This is a genomic window from Occallatibacter savannae, assembly GCF_003131205.1.
Lineage (GTDB): Bacteria > Acidobacteriota > Terriglobia > Terriglobales > Acidobacteriaceae > Telmatobacter > Telmatobacter savannae.
This window is the reverse complement of the sequence record NZ_QFFY01000001.1, coordinates 1,280,310-1,299,686: the sequence shown is the minus strand read 5'-3', so window position 1 is coordinate 1,299,686 and position 19,377 is coordinate 1,280,310. Positions and strand designations below refer to the sequence as shown.

Genomic DNA, 19,377 nt, shown 5'->3' with positions numbered 1-19,377 from the left:
TCTACGTGAGAGTGGCCGTTGTTGTTGCTGGGCTTGAACTAGATTTTGTCGGAGTAGATCTGGCGGACGAGGAGGTTTTCGATTTCCTCCTGGCGGCCGGAGCGGGGTTGCGGGTTGATGTTCTTGTCGAGCGCCCACTTCTCGAGTTCATCGAGAGACTTTTTGCCGCTGAAGATTGCCTGTGCGTCGGAGGACTTCCACCCGGCGTAGCGGTCGGAGACGATCTTGTCGAGCCGACCATCTTCGATGATTTTGGCCGCGGTGAGGAAGGCGCGGGCGCAAAGATCGGCGCCACCGACGTGGGCGTGAATGAGGTCCTCAGGTGTGAAGCTCTGACGGCGTACCTTGGCGTCGAAGTTGCAGCCGCCGGGGTTGAGTCCGCCGGCCTTGATGACGTGAATCATGCTGATGGTCATCGACCAGAGATCGTTGGGGAATTGGTCGGTGTCCCAACCGAGAAGTGGATCGCCGCGATTAATGTCGAGCGAGCCGAGCGCGTTGAGTGAGGCCGCGGTGGCGATTTCGTGTTCGAAGGTGTGGCCGGCGAGCAGGGCGTGATTGGCTTCGATGTTGAGCTTTACTTCGTTCTCGAGGTTGAAGCGCTTGAGGAACGAGTAGACGGTGGCGACATCGAAGTCGTACTGGTGCGCGGTGGGCTCTTTGGGCTTGGGCTCGACGAGGATCTGGCCCTTGAAGCCGATTTTGTGTTTGTATTCAACGACCATAGTGAGGAAGCGGCCCATCTGCTCGAGTTCCTGCTTCATGTCGGTGTTGAGCAGGGTTTCGTAGCCTTCGCGTCCGCCCCAGAGGACGTAGTTGGAGCCGCCGAGGCGCTTGGTGGCGTCGAGGCAATTCTTCACGGTGGCGGCGCACCATGCGAAGACTTCGGGGTCGGGATTGGTGGAGGCTCCGGCCATGAAGCGCGGATGCGAAAAGAGGTTGGCTGTTCCCCAGAGGAGGCGCGTGGAGTAGCTGCGCATCTTCTCTTCGAGGTAGTCGACCATTGTGTGGAAGTTTTTGAGGGTCTCAGCTAGGGTGTCCGCGGGCGGGGCGATGTCGGCGTCGTGCCAGCAGAAGAACGGGAAGTCGAGGACGCGGAAGAGTTCGAATGCGGCGTTGGCCTTGGCTTTCGCTTGCGCAATCGGGTCGCCGGCGTTGAACCAGGGGCGCGGAATGGTGGGTCCGCCGAACGGGTCACTGCCCTGCATGTTGAGCGAGTGCCAGTAGGCAACGGCGAAGCGGAGATGGTCTTTGAGAGGCTTGCCGTTGACGACGCGATCGGGGTCGTACCAACGGTAGGACAGCGGATTTTCAGAGGCCGGGCCCTCGTAGGCGACGGTCTTGAAGGAACTGAAGATGGTGTCGGGCATGGAAATCTCCTGGCTCTCAGGGATGGGCGGTGCGGATTGAAAATCGAGCTTTCAGAGCCGGTTTGGACCGGGAGAGTAAAGCGATTTTTTAGAGCCGTTCTTGCCCGTGATCCTGGGACAGTTATTTGTAACACACTGGGACGGAGGTGTGGGGAGTTTGGACCTGGAGCCGTCGGACGTGAGTCAGGCTCTATTTTTGATCTTTTACGAGTTAGCGGCGCTTTGCGCCGATAGCCAGTTAGCAAGTTAGCGGGGCTGCGTTGGCTGGGTAGGCATTTCCAACCCATCCGGCAGAAAGCGCCGATTGGATGGGGCACAGCTTGCACGGTTATGAGGCGATCTGGTCGTTGGGGTTGTGGCCGGAAGCGGGGATGAAGAGGGAAGCGAGTTTGTTGCCGATGGGGGAGCCGAGGCCGGTGCAGGGGTCGGGTCCGGGACCGGCGTTGTAGTAACCGTTGCTGCCAGAGGTGATGTCGGCGAATGCGGATGGGTTTTTGTAGAGCGTGGGTGTAACGAAGCCGAGTTTCTTTCCGAAGGCGGCGAAGAGGCCGGCGTAGAGCGGGGCAACGGCGCTGGTGCCACCGACGACGGTGCTGGAGCCGTGGACGGTTACGTTGTAGCCGGTGTTGGGGTCGGCGTCTGCAGCGACGTCGGGGACCATGCGTCCTTTGCCGTAGGGCGAGCCCGCGGGAGGTTTGGGGATTCCGATCTGGAAGGTCTGCGTGGGGAAGATCGTGGAGTATCCGCCGCCGGTGCCTTCGCCATTGGTCTGGCCGGGGCTGTCGTTCCAGACTGTCTCGGTGCTGGAGGTTTTGTAGGTTCCGCCGCAGCCGATGACGTGCGGGCAGGAGGAAGGGCAATCGACGTTGGCGGGTGTGTTGCCGCCGTCGCTGGAGTTGTTGTCGCCGGATGCGGCGAAGACGATCATGCCGAGGTCGGTTGCGGTGGCTGCGGCGGATTCCATTTCGTCGGCCGCCTGCGTGCCCCAGGTGTTTTCGTCGGCGCCCCAGGAGATGGAGCAGACGTCGCATCCGTCCTGTGCGGCTTTCTGGACGGCGGGAGCGATGTCTTTCGCCCAGTACATGCGGATGGTGGCGGGCTGTCCGGTGGAGGCGTAATAGGCTGCAGCGGCGACCTGGATGTCGAGGGCGACTTCGACGTCGGCGTCGCTGTTGGAGCCGGTGTTCTGATTGGGGGTGTTTTGGGTGCCGTCGACGGAGACATCGGTGATGCTGGGGACGGGCTGGTTGATGGATTTGAAGTAGGCGTCCATGTCGGACATGACCCAGCCGCCGCCGAGTTCGACTATGGCGATGACGCCGCCGCCGGCGAGGCCGGTGGGCCATTTGTAGGCGGAGCAGAGGTTTGGAACGTTCCAGGGTGCGGGGGCGAGCGGGCCGATCTGGATGTGGGGGACGAGGCGGCGGAGTTTGAAGTATGGATGGCAGGGAACGCGCGGAGTGTTGGGCATTGGGGGAGGGTCCTTTGGTTGAGATTGGCGCTTTCCTGCGGGGTTAGATGCGGAGGGGTTTGCGTGGTGGTATGAGGTGAGGTTTTGGCGGCACGAAAGTCATGCACCGAGCAAGGCTTAGTATGGTCTGGGGATACTAGCGCGGGGCGGTTCAGGGCGGCGTGGTTCTTAGCCTCTTAGCAAGTTAGCGGCGCTTCCTCACCCATGAAGGAAGACCGATCTACGGCTTGAGGAAGCGCCAAGCAAGTTAGCGAGTTAGCGGGAGAAGACGGTGGCATACGAAGATCTACGGGACTGGATCAGGGCACTCGAGAAGAGCGGCGAACTAAAGAGGATCAGTGCGGAGGTGTCGCCTGAGCTGGAGATCACGGAGATTACGGATAGGGTCAGCAAAATAGGGAAGGCACGAACTGCAGATCCTTCGACTGCGCCTTCGCTTCGCAAAGGCTCCGCTCAGGATGACAACCGTAAGCAGTGGAAGTATGCGGCCGGTGGGCCGGCGTTGCTGTTTGAGAAGGTGAAGGGGTTTCCGGGGCATAAGGTTTTGATGAACCAGTTCGGCAGCGAGCGGCGGATGGCGATGGCGCTCGGTGTGGAGCGGCTGGATGAGATTGCGGAGCGCATCACCGGGTTGATGAACGTGAAGGCGCCGGGAGGCGGTTTCCTGGACAAGTTGAAGATGCTGCCGCAACTGGCGGAGCTGGGGAATGTGTTTCCGAAGACGGTGAATGCAAAGGACGCGCCCTGCAAGGAAGTGGTGCTGCGCGAGGGGTTCGACCTGAATGCGTTTCCGATATTGAAGTGCTGGCCGCATGATGGGGGGCGGTTCATCACGCTGCCGTGTGTTCATACTCGCGACCCGCGCAATGGGAAGCGGAATATCGGCATGTACCGGATGCAGGTGTTCGACGGACAGACGACGGGGATGCACTGGCAGCGGCAGAAGGTGGCGGCGGAGCACTTCAGGAATGCGCTGCGGGCGCAGGCGCAGGCTGCGACGACCGGAGACCCGCGGGCGGCGAGTGTTGCGGCGATGGCGGAGTCGGCCGGTGGTTCGGTGACGATTCCGGATGGGCAGGTCGGGGGAATTCCGCAGGTGGCGTTGGGAAAGCTCAAAGGATCGAGGCTGGAGGTAGCCGTAGCGATTGGGACGGAGCCGGCGCTGACGTTCTCGGCGATTGTACCGGCGCCGCCAGAGGTTGAGGAGTTCATGATCGCGGGCTTCCTGAGGGGGAAGCCGGTCGAGATTGTGAAGTGCGAGACGGTGGATCTGGAGGTTCCGGCGAGCGCGGAGATCGTGCTTGAGGGATACGTCGAGCTGAGCGAGATGCGGAGCGAAGGGCCATTCGGCGACCATACGGGCTTCTACACGATGGCAGAGGACTACCCGGTGTTTCACCTGACGTGCATCACGCATCGCAAGGATCCGATTTATGCGGCGACGATTGTAGGCAAGCCGCCGATGGAAGATGCGTGGATGGGCAAGGCGGTGGAGCGGATCTTTTTGCCGGCGATGCGCTTGACGATTCCGGAGATCGTGGACATCAATCTGCCTGTGGAGGGTGTGTTTCATAACCTCATGCTGGTGTCGATTCGGAAGAGCTATCCAGGGCAGGCCAGGAAGGTGATGAACGCGATCTGGTCGCTGGGGCAGGCGATGTTTACCAAGTGCATTGTCGTTGTCGATGAGGATTGCGATGTGCAGGACGTGGGCGAGGTGGTGCTGAGGGTTGCGAATAATATCGACCCGGAGCGGGACATTCAGTTCACGCTGGGGCCGGTGGATTCGCTGGATCATGCGTCGCGGATGCCGAACTACGGATCGAAGATGGGGATCGATGCGACGCGGAAGTGGAAAGCGGAGGGGTTCACGAGGCCCTGGCCAGCGATGATTGAGATGGATAGGGAGACGAAGGCGCGGGTGGACGAGATCTGGGCTTCGCTCGGGCTGTAGGACTTTTCTTCGGTTCTTTTCAGAGCAGTGGCACGGGAGATTTCATTGAGTGTTCTACAGCTCAGATCGAATCGGCCGAGGCTTTCTGCTCCCGGACCCAGAGGACGAAGTCTGTCGGGGCGGGTGTGCCGCCGAGAGCGCGAAGGCGCGTTGCACACTGCGAGCGATGGCCTTGACTGTGAAGCACGGTTTGCATCATCGCTTGAGCTACGGAGATGGCGATACCCGGGAGGGCTCGGGGCTGTAGTTGCCGGTCGAGTTCGTCTGAAGTGGCGCGGGAGAGCCAATCGAGCTCAAGCAGTTCGGTGCGGTCGAACTGCGAGGTAAGTGCGGCCTGGGACTCGGGTATGTGCTTCTCCTGTTCGTCAACGAACGGCTGGCCGAGCGTGAGAAGAAGCCAGTAGCGGTTGGAGACGAGAATGTGGTGGAGGAGCTTGTGAAGCTCCGGGTCTTCTGCCGCGGGTGGGTGCTGTTCGACGGAGTGGAGGATTTGGGAATTTGCCCACCATTTGTGGCGGAGGAGTTCGTCGATGAGGGGGAGCATGGGTGGAGGGTAGCAGAGAACCCCGGTCTCAAAATCGAGACCGGGGGCACCCGCACTGAGTTTTGAATGATTGGCGCGCGTTGCGGCGTCTAATGAGTATGGGAGTTTTCAACGCGTTGACGGGCCGGGTGGGCAGCAATAGGCTGAACGATATGGAATTCAAGGTAAGTGAGCTCGAGAAGGAGCCGATCGAGTTCGACCTCGCGATGCCTGCGGGACACATCAATTTCGGCGAGGAAGCGGAGCAGGAAGGGAACCTGGAGACCTCGGGACGGGCGGAGGTCATCCACGAGCACCGGGGGCCGCGCGAGATTGTTGCGGACATCCGGCTGAGGGGGAAGTTTGCGGGCAAGTTCCAGGTGCCGTGCGCCCGATGTGTTGAGCCTGTTGATGTTCCGCTTAACGGGGAGTTCGACCTGATCTTCAGGCCGATTGGGGCGGATGCGGGGGCTTCGGAGCGGTCGATAACGGCAGTGGAGACCGAAATCGGTTATTATCAAAAGGACAGTCTTTTGCTTGAGGATGTGCTGCGCGAGCAGGTGCTTTTGACACTGCCGGTCAGGACTCTGTGCAAGGATGACTGCAAAGGACTTTGCCCGCGCTGCGGCCAGAATCGCAATAACCAGGAATGCTCCTGCGAGGAGGGTCAGACGGATCCTCGATGGGAGGCGCTTTCAGGGTTGCGCAGCAGGATAAAGTCCACAAAACAATGAGACAGCTGTCAGCCGTCAGCTCTCAGCCTTCCGGTTTGGCAGGAGAGCACCAGGACTTTGCGGTCATTGAGCCGGCAGCCGAGAGTTTGAAAGGAATTGCATCATGCCGAATCCGAAAAGGCGCCACTCATCGCGCCGCAGTGCCAACCGCCGTGCCCACGACTTTCTGACTCAGACAGGCGTTTCGGAGTGCCCGAACTGCCATGAGAAGAAGCTTCCCCATCGCGCCTGCCCCAAGTGCGGAGAGTACAAGGGCCGTGCGGTGATCGATACGAAGGAAGCCGCGAAGTAAACCTAGACAGTCTGCATAGCGCGCTCGAATATGCCATTATGCAAAGTGGTCGAAGACGGGGTCGTCGTGAACGGCCCCGTCTGTATTTCAGGCAGTTTCCCGATTTATAACCTGGCCGCCACGGTGACGCAGCATGCTTTGTGACATCGTTCTAGACGCAGTCGGTTCCGATAAGGCTCCTGAGCCCGAGATCAAGGGCGCAATCATGGCAGCGCGAGAGCTCCCGGTGCGGGTGCACCTGGTGGGGCCGTCGTCTGAGCTTCGCGATCTGCTGGACGAGCATCTTGAAAACGAAGATTTGCCCATTGTGATCCACCATGCGTCGGAGAGGATCGGCATGGAGGAGAAGGCTGCGCACGCGGTTCGCACGAAGAAGGACAGCTCGATGCGCGTAGGGCTGAAGCTGGTGCGCGAGGGCAAGGCGAAGGGGTTCGTGACCGCGGGCAACACGGGCGCGGCGATGGCTACGGCGAAGATGGTGCTGGGAGCGCTGCCGGGAGTGGACCGGCCGGCGCTGGCTACTCCGATGCCGAGCGCCAGCGGCAATGCTTGTGTACTGCTGGATGTGGGGGCGAATGTCGATTGCAAAGCGCATAACCTGGAGCAGTTCGCGGTAATGGGCGAGATGTATGCGCGCAGCGTGCTGAAGATTCAGCAGCCGCGGGTGGGCCTGCTGTCGATCGGCGAGGAAGAGACGAAGGGCAACGACCTGACTCGGGAGGCGTTTCCGCTCCTGAAGGCGCTGCCGATCAAGTTCATTGGAAATGTGGAAGGGCGCGATATCTTCAGCGGGCTCGCCGACGTGATTGTGTGCGACGGGTTTGTGGGGAATGTGGCGCTGAAGACGAGCGAGGGCGTGGGGCGGTTTGTGCGCGATGCGCTGCGCGAATCGCTGACACGTACCGTGACGGCGAAGGTGGGAGCGCTGCTATCGCGGCAGGCGTTCAATGATTTTCGTCGGCGGCTGGATTATCGCGAATACGGCGGTGCGCAGCTACTGGGCGTGCGCGGCGTTTGCGTGATTGGGCACGGGTCATCGAACGATCGGGCGATCTTCAATGGGATTCGCGTGGCATATGAGTTTGCCCAGGCAGGGACCAATGAGCGGATCGAGCAGGAGTTCCTGAAGCGGCCGCCGAAGCGCAATGGGCATGGCGAGGAAGCGGGACCGGACGCCACGATTCATTGATCAGCGGCTAACGAATTAGCAGCTCAGTGAAAGTATCCGTGAGTGATGAGTGAGACGAGGATAGCGAGTGAGCTGGGCGGCTGGATCGAAGATCTGGTATGTCCCGTCTGTTTAAAAGCGCTGGAATTCTCCGAGGCCTCGGCGGTTTGCGTCGGCTGCGCGCGAAGGTATCCGGTAGTGGATGGGATAACCGTGCTGATTGCCGAGCGGGCGCAGCGAGACGATGTATCCAACTCAGGTGCTTTTGCGAACGATTCTGCTGAAGATCAATTGACGTGAGAGCAGTGCAGCGTTAAGCTCAGCTTGCATTCCGGGCAGTTCTCGTGCCGAAGCATCGCGCGCGACCACTCTGCTTCTGTTGAGACTCCCGAAAATCCACCATCGAGAGAGTCAATTTCATGAAATTTTCCCCCATTTCTGCCTTGTCCTCGTGTGCCTGTTTCGCCCTATCGCTCACAACCTACTGTGCGACCGCTCAAAAAATCACAACGTTCGATTATCCGAATGGATTGGGAACGACTCCTGTGGGGATCTCGCAATTCGGCCAGGTGGTGGGATACTACGGAGACCTGACATCTGGAAGCGTACGCGGTTTCATACGCAATCCCAATGGGAGCATGTCGTCATTTGGAGCTCCGGGATCGAACATAACTGTGCCAACGGGTGTGAACGCCTGGGGTCAGATCACCGGGTACTACGGGCAGCAGGTCGGTCAGCTATATTTTGAAATCGGGTTCGTGCGCAACCCGTTGGGCCAGATGACGACGTTCAGTGTGCCGGGACAGGTCCTGACATTTCCACAGGACATCAGTCTTACCGGTGAAGTGGTTGGATCCTACGAGGACCAAGGGCAGAGCATACACGGGTTCATTCGGCATGGCAACGGCAGCATCGGGACGTTCGATGCGGGGCCATTGGTTTTCGGGGGCGGGACGATTGCTCTCGGGATCAACGCGTGGGGTAGAAGCACAGGTTCCTATCGCGATTTCAATTTTCAGCAGCATGGGTATGTGCTACACGCGGATGGAACGATCGAGAGCTTCGATGTGCCGGGGGCGATCGGTACGGCGCCCGCTTCCATCAACACGATGGGCCAGATTTCGGGTACCTATACGGACGCAAACCAGTTCAGGCATGGGTTCATCCGCAACCCGGACGGCACGTTCACAACCTTCGACGGCCCAGGGGCGGTGGATACATCTGGCATAGCGATCAACGACCGTGGACAGGTCGCCGGATCTTTCTCTGACGCGGCGTCTGATCTGCACGGCTTTGTGAGACAGCCTGACGGAACGTTGAAGGTGATCGACGTGAAGAATGCGAGATCAACTATTCCCGCCGGAATCAGCGTGTTTGGACAAGTGGCTGGTGTGTACATCGATCAAGCCGGGGCGCAGCATGGTTTTGTGACGGGAGCGATTAGCGCATACAGTCATTGATTCGCTCGATTCGCTCATTCAGGGTTGAGAGCAGGCAGGATGGGTCGGTTGCATCGAGAGATGCTGCGATCTGCCGGCCTGATCTATTTTCTGGGGTTTGGTCCATCCCAGACATCGCCGGGGCGAAGAGCCTGAGCGTGGATTGGTGTGCCCTGGTGCTGCCGAAGGGCATCTTCGAGGAGACGCGGTGGTTCATCCCAGGGCTCGTCGGTGAGTTGAAAGGTGCCCCAGTGAATGCCGAGGAGATGTTGAGCGCAGATTTCGGTTGCGATCCGGACGGCTTCTGCGGGGTTGGTGTGCTGGGTATCCATGAACCAGCGCGGTTCGTAGGCGCCGATCGGGAGCAGCGCGACGAACGGTTCGCCGCAGCGGCTGCGGATATCGGGGAAGATTTTGCCGTCGCGCCATGCGGTGTCGCCGGCACAGTAGATGCGGCCTGAGGGCGTGTCGAGGACGAAGCCGCACCAGAGTGCCTGACGGCGATCGGCAAACTTGCGCGCGGACCAGTGATAGGCGGGAACGATGGTGACGCGGACGTCTGGTGAGAGGGGGAAGGACTGCCACCAGTCGCCGGTCTGGACGGGGATGTGCGGTGCGTCTTTGTGAATGAGGGTGTCGTTGCCGAATGGGGAGATCAGGACGGGCTTGTGCTGCGCGTGGATCGCGGCGATGGAGGCAGTGTCCATATGGTCGTAGTGGTTGTGCGTGATGAGCACGGCGTGAATAGGCGGGAGATCAGCGAGAGCGACTGCGGGCGGATTGCGACGGCGTGGTCCGAAGGCTTTGAACGGGCTGACGCGATCTGACCAGACTGGGTCGACGAGGAGGTTGATGCCGGCGGTCTGAATGAGAAGCGAGGCGTGGCCGATGTGGGTGATGCGGAGGGTTGCGACGTGCGGATCGGGTTTGATTCCGCTGCGCGACGGGATCGTGTCGGGGTATTTCGGGTGCTTGCCGAAGAGCTGCCAGCGAAGGATGTCGAAGGGGCTCTTGTCTGTTGGGGGAAGACCGGGGTGGTAGAAGCGCTTGCCGTCGAAGTGGTCGGTGATGGGGCCAGAGTAGTAGCTCATGAAAAGTTTTCAGTTGCCAGTCTCCAGTTGCCAGTGGTGTCCGAGCGAACCGGGCGTAAGGAAGAGATGAACAAACATGCAGGAGTGACGCACTCTTTCTACCAAGAAATGATCGACTGGAAACTGGCAGCTGGAAACTGACGACTACATCGTTAACGCTTCGGTTTCTTTGCTCATTTTGGCGGTGCGCTCGAGTTTGTCCCAGTTGAAGGGCTTGCCGTCGATCGCGCGCTTCAGGGTTTTGGCGAGGACGATGGAGAAGACCTGGCGGTAGGCGAAGCGCTGGAGCCAGATGTGGAAGAGCAGCCAGCCGTCGCCTTTGTTAGCGGGGTGGCGGCGTTCGAGGCTGAAGGCTATGGTCGAGGTTACGAAGTCGATGAGGAGGAAGGCTCCGAAGTAGGCGAGGAGCTTCTCGAGACTTGCAGCGGATGCGGCTTCGGGGTGGTAGTGGCGGTCGACGAAGTAGTGGATGAGCCCCGCGATGAACATCAGGTCGATGAAGGGCGAGACCAGCGGAAGGAACATCTGAAAGATGAGGATGTTCGGCAGCGCGAAGAGTCCCATGGCCTTGTTCCGCACGAAAGCCATCTTGTGTTTGAAGACGGCCTGAAGGATTCCGAATGACCAGCGGAAGCGCTGGCGCATGAGGCCGCTGGCGTCGATGGGAGCTTCGGTGAAGGCAAGGGCGCGATCCTCGTAGACGACCTTGTATTGCTGTTCGAGGATATTCATGGTGAGGTCAGCGTCTTCGGCGACAGTGTTAATGGGATAGCCGCCGGCGGCTTTGGCTGCGGAGGTACGCCATGCGCCGATGGCTCCGGGAACGACGGTGACCACGTTGAAGAGATCGAGGGCGCGGCGCTCGAAGTTCTGGCTGGTGATGTATTCGAGTGCCTGCCAGCGGGTCCAGAGATTGACGCGATTGCCGACCTTGGCGTTGCCGGCGACGGCGCCGACCTTGGGATCTTCGAAGTGGGGGATCAGCTTCGAGATCGCGTCCATGGCGATGACGGTGTCGGCATCAATGCCGACGTAGAACTCTTCTTCGATGTTTTCGAGTCCGTAGTTGAGCGCGGCGGCCTTTCCGCCGTTGGCCTTGGTGAGGACCTGCACGCGTCCTTCTTCAATGTCTTTGGCGTAGGCTTCGCGTGCGACTTCGAAGGTGCGATCTTTGGAGCCGTCGTCGATGACGATGACACGGAGGTTGGCGTAGTCGGAGTTGAGGACGGAGCGGATGGTACGGACGATGACCTTCTCTTCGTTGTAGGCGGGAACGAAGACGGCGACGCGGGGGTTGAAGCCGGGGGAGGCGGCGCGGTGTGGCTTGCGGAGGCGGTCGATGATGGCGAAGAGGCCGACGAGGATGAGGCGCGCGCTCATGAGGACATCGCCGAGGAAAAAGACAAGTACGATGAAGCGGCCGATAACGGAGAGCGCGGAGAAGGCGATGGAGTCTGGAATGGCGCGGATGTACTGGCGTGTGGTGAGCGGCGGCATGACCTGGGCTGTGGTCATGCTCATGAGTGCCGAAGTGGGAACGATTTTGTAGCCGTGGCTGCGCAAGGACTCGATGAGCATCGGCAGCGCGGCGATGGTTGCAGAGCGATCGCCGCCGCCGTCGTGAAGAAGGATGATGGAGCCGCGGAACTGCGGCTTTACCTTCATGGTTTCAAGCTGGTCGAGGACGAGCTTGGTCATCTCGGCCGGGCTCTTCCGGATAGGCTCCCAGTCATGCGTGTCGATCTTGTTGCCGACGATGGTGAGGCCGAGCTGCTGAATGCGGACTACGGGTCCGGCCTGATCGTCGGTGTCGGGCTCTTCGTCGATGTCGTAGGGCGGGCGGAAGTAGAGGGGCTGCACTCCGAGTTTGCTGGCGAAGAGACGCTCGGTGAGTTTGACTTCGAGGTCGAGCTGATTGGTCGAGATTTCACTGATGTCGGGATGGAAGTAGGTGTGGTTGCCGATCTCATGGCCTTCGCGTTTGACGCGCTGCATGAGGCCGATGTTCTCCTGAGCCTCGGCGCCGATCATCATGAACGTGCCTTTGACGTCGTACTTCTTCAGGATGTCGAGGATCTTCGGCGTCCACTTGGGATCAGGGCCGTCGTCGAAGGAGAGCGCGACTTCGTTGGGGTGGTAGCCGTAGAACTGGACGGTGTAGGTGTGCGGGTACACGTCCATGTGCTCGTCGATGATGAGCTTCTTGCGGGGATCGGGCTCGTCGGTGTCGACCTGAACAGAGCGCTTGCCGGGTTGAGGAAGACCGGTGACGCGGAGGATGTCGCCGTATCCCTCCTGGTCGACGTCGTGACCAGGCTTGAGATCGCCGAGGGCATCGAGCGAAGCGGCGTTGCTGGGCTTGTCCCAGATCTTCCACATGGCGCGGTCTTCGCCGCCGAGTCTCCAGAGGACGAAGGTACGAATGCCGAGCTGGCGGGCAGCGCGTAGCTCGTTGAGCATGGTGACGCCATCAAGGAACCACACGATGTGGCGGGTGTGCGTGTCTTCGTCGATGTACTCGAAGTGAGGGTTGAGCGTGTTGTAGTCGAGATCGAGATCTGCGTCGACATCACTGGCGAGCTGCCAGACGTCGGAGACGTGGGGATGCTCTTCGGTATTGACGACGTGCGGCGACCGAGACTTGGGGTCGCGGGCTTTGGGATCAGGGATGGACATTTCCCAGTCGTAGCCGTAGTTGCCGACCGCGCAGATGATTTTGTTGAGCGGAACTGTTTTGAGAACGCGCGTGAGGTTGCCGACGAACCAGTCCTGGCTGGCGATGGGGCCGGGTTCGCCGGATGTCTCGTGCTGGTCGTAGTTCATCAGCACGATGGCATCGGAGTTGGAGGAGATGCTCTTCAGTTCTTCTGACGAGGCAGAGGAAGGAACATTGACGTAGAGGCGGAGGTTGCGCGGGTGGAGGTCGGAGTAGACCTCCTGGACGAAGGTGAGGTAGAACGGCAGCGCGTCGTCCTTGAGATTTTCGATGTCGAGCGAGAGACCGTGGTAGGCGGGGAATGCGGTGAAGAACCGCTGGAACTGGTCGCGGAGGATTTGACGTTTTGCCGGATCTTTGAGGGCCTCCCCTATTGCGGGGTCGAATTCGGCGGTATGCGCATTAACGTTGTTGAAGTGCGGGAAGATTTCTGTATCTTCTTTGGCTCCCTGGATTACGCGCTTGACCTTGTTGTTTTCGTCGGGATCGTGGATGGCGCCGTTCTGGAAGATGGGGAACTCGTAGCCGTCCTGAGTGGTGCCCTGGAGGTCGAGGGAGGGCGCATCAACGTGCAGCCACTGCGGGAAGAGCAGGTCGATTTGCTGGACGTGCTCTTTCAGGGAGGAGTAGCTGGCTGCGTCGTCGGGGATGTAGTAGGCGGCGCGGAGGCCCTCGTCGGAGTTGAAGGGGATTTCAGAGGGCTTGCGGCTCGACTTGCGGCGAGCGGGGTGCTGCAGGCGGCCGTTGTGATTGAGCTGCGTGCGATTCTGCTGGAGAGCACGATAGGTGTGCTTCTGCGTAGGGAGAAGCAGTTCAGGCAGATGTTGACCGCGCAGGACATTGAAGATGAATCCTGCGAGGACCAGCGTGGTGATGACAGCGGTTACGTCAAGAATGCGGCGGAGGCGCTTCCATCTGGTTCGCTGGGGGTCAAAGAATATCTGTCTATCGGGCATTAGCGTCTACGCTATACAGTACGAATCGTATGGAAGCTGACCCCTTGAGTCAATCGATGCAAACGGTTACGGCAGGGAACAGGGTACGTAACCTCTTCTCGATTTTACCGGCCCTGCTGGCGGGAGCGCTGCTGCGCATTTGGATGCTGAAGCACTTCTTTGAGGTGACTGGGGACTCGCTGATCTATGGAGGAATCGCAAAGAACCTGCTATTGAGCGGTCGGTACGCGTTGACGGTGGGTACTGGTGAGACTTATCCGACGCTGATTCGATTGCCGGGTTATCCGCTGTTTCTGGCGGCGTGCTTCAAGTTGTTCGGGATGGAAAACTACGCCTCGGCGGCCTGGGTGCAGATTGTGATGGATCTCGTGGCGTGTCTGCTGCTGGCCGATGTCGCGCGGCGAGTTGCACCGGCAGAGCTGAAGCGCGGAGCTGCTTACTGCACGCTGTGGCTGGCGGCGCTGTGTCCATTCACGGCGGTGTATGTGGCGAATCCGCTGACGGAGGGACCGACGATTTTCACGATCGCGCTGGCGATGTGGTGTGCGGTGCGTTTTGATGAGAGGCCGGGATGGTGGCCGGCGCTGGCCTTTACGTTTGCGGTTACGTACGCGGCGCTGCTGCGGCCGGATGGAGCGCTGGTGCCGGTGGCGTTCGCGCCTGTGCTGTTGATGGCGCTGGTGCGAGAGCGCCGGCAGGAGTGGATTCGGAAGAAGGCGGCGCGGATTGTGCCGGTGTGCGTGCTGCTGGCGGTGATGCCGTTTGCAGCGTGGACGTGGAGGAACTGGAAGACGTTTCAGGTCTTCGAGCCATTGGCGCCGCGGTATGCAACAGATCCGGGAGAACCGACGCAAGCAGGATGGGTGAGCTGGGTGAAGACGTGGTGCCTGGATTTCGTGTCGACATACCAGGTCTACTGGAACGTGCCGGGCGATACGCTTGACCCAGCGAAGCTGCCGAAGCGGGCATTCGATAATCCGGCGCAGTATGCCGAGACAGCGGCGATTGCGAACGACTACAACAACGGCGGCAATGTTCTCACACCGGAACTCGACGCGCGGTTTGCCAAGCTGGCGCAGGAGAGATATGCGGCGCATCCGCTGGGGCGGCATCTGCTGCTGCCGGTGGCCAGGATGCTGGATATGTGGGTGCGGCCGCGTGTGGAGAATCTGCCGATCGATCTGGACTGGTGGGTGTACTCGCACCACAATGCGGAGACGCGGTTCAGTTGGTTCTATGTCGGACTGAATGCGCTGTATTTGCTGGTGGGGATCGTGGGGCTGTGGCTGCGGCCGCGTATGTGGCCGTGGATGCTGGCGTACTTCGTGCTGAGGAGCCTGCTGCTGATGACGGTGGAAGCACCCGAGGCGCGCTACACGCTCGAGTGCTTTCCGATGCTGTTTGTGCTTGGAGGCGTGACGCTCTACCGGTTGACGAACGTGGTCTTGCTGTCGGTCTTGAAGTTGAACGCGTCAGAGGGCAGAGACTGATTGAATTTGAAGTTGGTGTAGACACAGATGCGAGACTGGCCCTCGCCCTGGTCGAAGATCTGCTTCAGACTCACGGCGTGCGGCGTATCCATCCAAACGGTGACCTTGGGCAGATTCTTTCGAGCGGACGGGTCCTTCGGGACGAGTTCAAGCTTGTCGGTTGTGACCCCATTGATTTTCTCCTGGCCGCTGTAGGTGATGTTCCAGGTCTTTGCGAGTTCCTTTCCGCTAGCTCCGAACCCAAGCAGAAGATATTCGCTCAGCTTGTCATTCTTGTAGGTTGTGACTTGATTGACGAGCTTCTCGTAGAGGCGGAAGACGCCCTTGGCGTAGGTGTAGACCTTCGGTACGGGCTTGCTGTTCTCTTCGTTGATGTGAGCTCCGATCTGGAAGTCAGAGCCGCGGCGTGAGTAATAGACGACGCCTTTCTGCACGGTTTTATCGGGTACGGGGTCTGTGACGAGAGAGTCGAATTGAAAGTCGGCAGAGACGGTGTGGAAGTTCGCCGAGGCAGCGTCGAGCTTGGTGAGGACGGTCTTGAGGTCCTGGGCAGCCAGGTGCGGCGAGGCCAGCACGAGGACAAGCGCGGCGGCGAGCAGTAGAGATTTAAAGCTGGGGGGCGTTTTCGTTCGGGGCGTCATTGGACTTCCTTTGCCTGTTGGACAAGCAGATGCAGTTGAATTCGGGTTTGAAGCGGGTATTTCAGAGTTGACGGTCACTCCGACGGCGCCAACGAGCAGCAAGTCAGCGGCGCTGCGCGCCGATAGCGAGTTAGGAACTTAGCAGAAAAGCTCGTGATCACGTTTAGAGCTCCGGTAAGTACTAACCCGGAATGCAGGGCGAAAGTAGTGTTCTGGGAACCCGCACTAACGGCGGGCCCAGATTTTCCAGACTTTGTTGCCTTGCGGGTCGGTCGCGGTCTCCCAGCGGAGGACAGATACAGCATCCCCGGTTACGGGCTCGATGGCCTTGCGCAGAACGCGGCGGATCTCGTTGTCGGAAGCCGAGCGAGGCGCCTTTACGTCGATGTCAGAGATGGTGATGAGCAGGGAACGCGTGCCGTCGCTTGCAACCTGGATGGGGTGCGAGGGGCCGGGGGCGCGCGAAGGCTTGTCGCCGAAATCCCAGAATTGCGGGGTGACGAAGATGAAGAGCAGGATCAGCGTCACCATAACGTCGTAGTGGACGTTGCCGCGCGGGTAGGTCCAATAGAAGTAGCTCTTGAGGAGCTTGTTCATGGCCGCTCCTGTTTGACGATGCGTTCAAGGCCGCCCATGTAGGGGCGGAGAGCTTCGGGGACGAGGACGGAGCCGTCGGCCTGCTGGTAGTTCTCGAGAATGGCAAGCCAAGTGCGGCCTACGGCGAGACCGCTGCCGTTGATGGTGTGGACGAATTCGGATTTCGCTTTGCCGCCGGATGGCTTGAATCGAATGTTGGCGCGTCGGGCCTGGAAGCTCTCGAAGTTGGAGCAGGAGGAGATTTCGCGGTAGAGTTGCTGGCCGGGTAGCCAAACTTCGAGGTCAAAGGTCTTCGCGGAGGAGAAGCCCGTGTCGGCGGTGCAGAGGAGGACGCGTCGATAGGGAAGCTTGAGAGCTTCGAGGATCTCTTCGGCGTTGCGGGTGAGCTTCTCGTGCTCGGCGTCGGAGTCTTCGGGGCGCGTGAACTTTACGAGTTCGACCTTCTGGAATTGATGCTGGCGGATGATGCCGCGTGTGTCTTTGCCTGCGGCTCCGGCTTCAGCGCGGAAGCAGGGGGTGTACGCAGTGAGGCATATGGGGAGCCTGGCTTCGTCGAGGATCTCGTCGCGATAGAGGTTGGTGACCGGAACTTCCGCGGTGGGGATGAGCCAGTGGTCGTTATCGCGGAAGGTTCCGTTGGAGACTGACTCGAGATCGGCGTCGGAGCAGCGAAAGAGATCTTCGGCGAACTTGGGAAGCTGACCGGTGCCGAAGAGGCTCTTGGAGTTGACCATGAAGGGGGGAAGGACTTCGGTGTAGCCGTGCTGCTGCGTGTGCATGTCGAGCATGAAGCTGATAAGCGCGCGCTCGAGACGGGCGCCTGCACCCACGTAGACGGCGAAGCGTGCGCCGCTAAGCTTGGCAGCGCGCTCAAGATCGAGGATGCCAAGCTGCTCGCCGATTTCCCAATGCGGCTTGGGTGTGAAGTCGAGGTTCGGTTTGTCGCCCCAGGTCTTTACGGTTACGTTGTCTTCTTCGGACTTGCCGGTGGGGACTTCGTCGCGGGTGAGATTGGGAATGCCGGCGAGAGAGAGGCGAAGCTCTTCATCGAGAGAGGTCGCGGTCTTGTCGAGGTCTTCGAGCTTGTCTTTTAGCGCGCGGGTCTCGTCCATCAGCCCGGTGGCATCTTTGCCTTCGCGCTTGAGGAGGCCGACCTGCTGCGAGAGCTCGTTGCGGCGTGCTTTGAGCTGCTCGGAGGCGGTGATGGCCTCGCGGCGTTTCTGATCGAGTAGGCGAAAATTGCCGAGGAGTGCGGCGGGATCGGCACCGCGAGCACGGAGTTTTGCTTCTACAACTTCCAGGTTGCCCCGGACGAATCCCAGATCGAGCATGACTCTTATCAGTTTAGCTGAAGAGACAGCTTCCAGTTACCAGTAGCCAGGCGCCAGTTTTCCTCTTACCCGTAGAGGGGAACTGGGAACTGGCAACTGGAGACTGTTTCAGCGTGCTTGCGCGGTGGCTCGAGTATCCTCTTCGACTTCGGGACCGGAGTTGATGTGGTCTTGCCAGCCGGGGAGGCGCTGATCGCCGGTGATGAGGCGTGCGCTGCGGGTAAAGGTGAAGTACTGCCATATCCACTGCGAAAGGACTGCGAGTCGGTTGCGGAAGCCGATGAGAAAGAAGATGTGGACTGCAATCCAGGTAAACCAGGCGGGAAATCCGCTGAGATGGGCATGGAAGGGCCACTCGACCTTGGCGACGGCACGCATGCGGCCGATGGTGGACATGTCGCCCTTGTCGAAGTAGTGGAAGGGAGCGCGGGGTTTGCGATTCAGATCGGCGTGGATCATTTTGCCGATGTGATCGCCCATCTGCATGGCGGGCTGGGCGACCCCGGGAACCTGATGGCCGTTCTCTTCGAAGTGAGCGAGGTCGCCAATCACAAAGACTTCGGGAAGGCCGGGCGGGTTGAGATTACTGTCGACGATGACGCAGCCGCGCTTGTCGACCGGAGCGCCGAGCATTTTGCCGAGAGGGGAGGCCTGGACGCCGGCGGCCCAGAGGACGACAGCGGCTTCGAGACGGGCGTTGTTGGCTTCTACCCACCCGGGGCCAACGTTGGTGACATGGGTGCCGGTGTGGACTTCGACTCCGAGATCGTGAAGCTGACGTTCGGCTTTTGCGGAGAGGTCTTCAGGGTAAGCGGCAAGGACGCGCGGGCCGTTGTCGAGGATCATGACGCGGGCCTTGGTGGGGTCGATGTGGCGGAAATCGTGCCGCATGTAGTGCTTCGCGATGTCGCTGATAGCTCCGGCAAGTTCTACGCCGGTAGGGCCGCCGCCGATGATGACGAAGTTGAGCGGAGGGTGCCAGCCTTGTTCCTGCATCTGGCGCTCGGCAAGCTCGAAGGCGAGCAGGACGCGACGCCGGATCTCGGTGGCGTCTTCCACGGTCTTAAGGCCGGGGGCGAGCGGGGCCCACTCGTTTTTGCCGAAGTAGGAGTGAGTAGAGCCTGTGGCGATGACGAGGTAGTCGTAGGGAATCAGCGCACCGGAGTTGAGTGCGATGCGATGCGCCTGCACGTCGATGGAGGTGACCTCGTCCATGAGGACTTCGGTGTTGGACTGATGGCGAAGGATGGAACGGATGGGCTGAGCGATGTCTGCCGGCGAGAGGACGGCGAGAGCCACCTGGTAGAGGAGGGGCTGGAACGTGTGGTGGTTCTTGCGATCGATTACGGTGATGTCGACGGGAAGGTGGTGCAGCGCCTTTGCAGCGTGAAGGCCGCCGAATCCGGCGCCGATGATGACGACGCGTGGGCGGGTGTTTTGCCCGGCTGTCTGGAGAGGTTTCGCTAGTTCGCTCATTCGACCTCGCTCTTACATGCATGTATGGATGCCTGAGAAGTGGCAGCGGTGACAATTTCGAGCGCGCGCCGACTCACATGATGAACGAAGGCGGGGTAACTCCCGGATAGCGAATTCTGCAGGGATGA

Annotated in this window: 15 protein-coding genes; 6 read left to right on the top strand and 9 right to left on the bottom strand. The window is 60.1% G+C overall.

The genetic code is table 11. The annotated features are described in order from the left end of the window. Positions 1 to 38: 38 nt before the first annotated feature. Both xylA and DHV10_RS05770 read right to left on the bottom strand, forming a co-directional pair. The gene (gene xylA / locus DHV10_RS05775) at positions 39 to 1,370 is read right to left on the bottom strand and encodes a xylose isomerase (protein ID WP_109485303.1); all 1,332 of its coding nucleotides are present in this window, start codon (positions 1,368 to 1,370) and stop codon (positions 39 to 41) included. 328 nt (positions 1,371 to 1,698) lie between these two features. After that, on the bottom strand, positions 1,699 to 2,841 hold the full coding sequence (locus tag DHV10_RS05770; RefSeq protein WP_109485302.1) for a S53 family peptidase: 1,143 nt from the start codon (positions 2,839 to 2,841) through the stop codon (positions 1,699 to 1,701). Between the two features lie 271 nt (positions 2,842 to 3,112). On the opposite strand from DHV10_RS05770, the gene DHV10_RS05765 reads away from it, so the two are divergent. After that, entirely contained in the window at positions 3,113 to 4,795 is a 1,683-nt protein-coding gene (locus tag DHV10_RS05765) for a UbiD family decarboxylase (RefSeq protein WP_109485301.1), read from the top strand. Positions 4,796 to 4,856: 61 nt separating this feature from the next. Here DHV10_RS05765 and DHV10_RS05760 read toward each other — a convergent pair whose 3' ends face one another. Further along, positions 4,857 to 5,339, bottom strand: a complete 483-nt coding sequence (locus DHV10_RS05760) for a DinB family protein (RefSeq protein WP_109485300.1) — start codon at positions 5,337 to 5,339, stop codon at positions 4,857 to 4,859. Positions 5,340 to 5,431: 92 nt separating this feature from the next. On the opposite strand from DHV10_RS05760, the gene DHV10_RS05755 reads away from it, so the two are divergent. The 4 genes from DHV10_RS05755 (at position 5,432) to DHV10_RS05735 (ending at position 8,972) form a co-directional block, all read left to right on the top strand. After that, on the top strand, positions 5,432 to 6,052 hold the full coding sequence (locus tag DHV10_RS05755; protein WP_239461300.1) for a YceD family protein: 621 nt from the start codon (positions 5,432 to 5,434) through the stop codon (positions 6,050 to 6,052). Positions 6,053 to 6,155: 103 nt separating this feature from the next. Next, positions 6,156 to 6,344 carry a 50S ribosomal protein L32 gene (gene rpmF, locus DHV10_RS05750; protein ID WP_109485299.1) on the top strand — a complete coding sequence of 63 codons (189 nt, stop codon included), beginning with the start codon at positions 6,156 to 6,158 and terminating at the stop codon, positions 6,342 to 6,344. Positions 6,345 to 6,477: 133 nt separating this feature from the next. Then, positions 6,478 to 7,533 carry a phosphate acyltransferase PlsX gene (plsX, locus tag DHV10_RS05745; RefSeq protein ID WP_109485298.1) on the top strand — a complete coding sequence of 352 codons (1,056 nt, stop codon included), beginning with the start codon at positions 6,478 to 6,480 and terminating at the stop codon, positions 7,531 to 7,533. A gap of 524 nt (positions 7,534 to 8,057) precedes the next feature. Then, a complete protein-coding gene (locus DHV10_RS05735) occupies positions 8,058 to 8,972 on the top strand; it encodes a hypothetical protein (protein WP_109485296.1) in 915 nt (304 codons plus the stop codon). A gap of 83 nt (positions 8,973 to 9,055) precedes the next feature. Here DHV10_RS05735 and DHV10_RS05730 read toward each other — a convergent pair whose 3' ends face one another. Together DHV10_RS05730 and DHV10_RS05725 are read right to left on the bottom strand one after the other, a co-directional pair. Beyond that, positions 9,056 to 10,042 (bottom strand): MBL fold metallo-hydrolase, encoded by a 987-nt coding sequence (locus DHV10_RS05730; protein WP_109485295.1) that lies wholly within the window; start codon positions 10,040 to 10,042, stop codon positions 9,056 to 9,058. A 144-nt stretch (positions 10,043 to 10,186) separates the two neighbouring features. Beyond that, positions 10,187 to 13,714, bottom strand: a complete 3,528-nt coding sequence (locus tag DHV10_RS05725) for a glycosyltransferase (RefSeq protein WP_109485294.1) — start codon at positions 13,712 to 13,714, stop codon at positions 10,187 to 10,189. 56 nt (positions 13,715 to 13,770) lie between these two features. Here DHV10_RS05725 and DHV10_RS05720 point away from each other — a divergent pair, with 56 nt between their 5' ends. Continuing rightward, positions 13,771 to 15,204, top strand: a complete 1,434-nt coding sequence (locus DHV10_RS05720) for an ArnT family glycosyltransferase (protein ID WP_162601226.1) — start codon at positions 13,771 to 13,773, stop codon at positions 15,202 to 15,204. On the opposite strand, the gene DHV10_RS05715 is transcribed toward DHV10_RS05720, so the two are convergent. From DHV10_RS05715 to DHV10_RS05700, 4 genes are all read right to left on the bottom strand, one after another. Then, on the bottom strand, positions 15,138 to 15,845 hold the full coding sequence (locus DHV10_RS05715) for a LolA family protein (protein WP_109485292.1): 708 nt from the start codon (positions 15,843 to 15,845) through the stop codon (positions 15,138 to 15,140). The genes DHV10_RS05720 and DHV10_RS05715 overlap by 67 nt on opposite strands. A gap of 225 nt (positions 15,846 to 16,070) precedes the next feature. Then, positions 16,071 to 16,442 carry a hypothetical protein gene (locus DHV10_RS05710; RefSeq protein ID WP_109485291.1) on the bottom strand — a complete coding sequence of 124 codons (372 nt, stop codon included), beginning with the start codon at positions 16,440 to 16,442 and terminating at the stop codon, positions 16,071 to 16,073. After that, complete coding sequence (gene serS, locus DHV10_RS05705) at positions 16,439 to 17,773, bottom strand: serine--tRNA ligase (RefSeq protein ID WP_109485290.1); 1,335 nt, start codon at positions 17,771 to 17,773, stop codon at positions 16,439 to 16,441. Before serS ends, DHV10_RS05710 begins: the two co-directional genes overlap by 4 nt. A 108-nt stretch (positions 17,774 to 17,881) precedes the next feature. Beyond that, positions 17,882 to 19,249 (bottom strand): NAD(P)/FAD-dependent oxidoreductase, encoded by a 1,368-nt coding sequence (locus tag DHV10_RS05700; RefSeq protein WP_109485289.1) that lies wholly within the window; start codon positions 19,247 to 19,249, stop codon positions 17,882 to 17,884. Between the last annotated feature and the right edge of the window lie 128 nt (positions 19,250 to 19,377).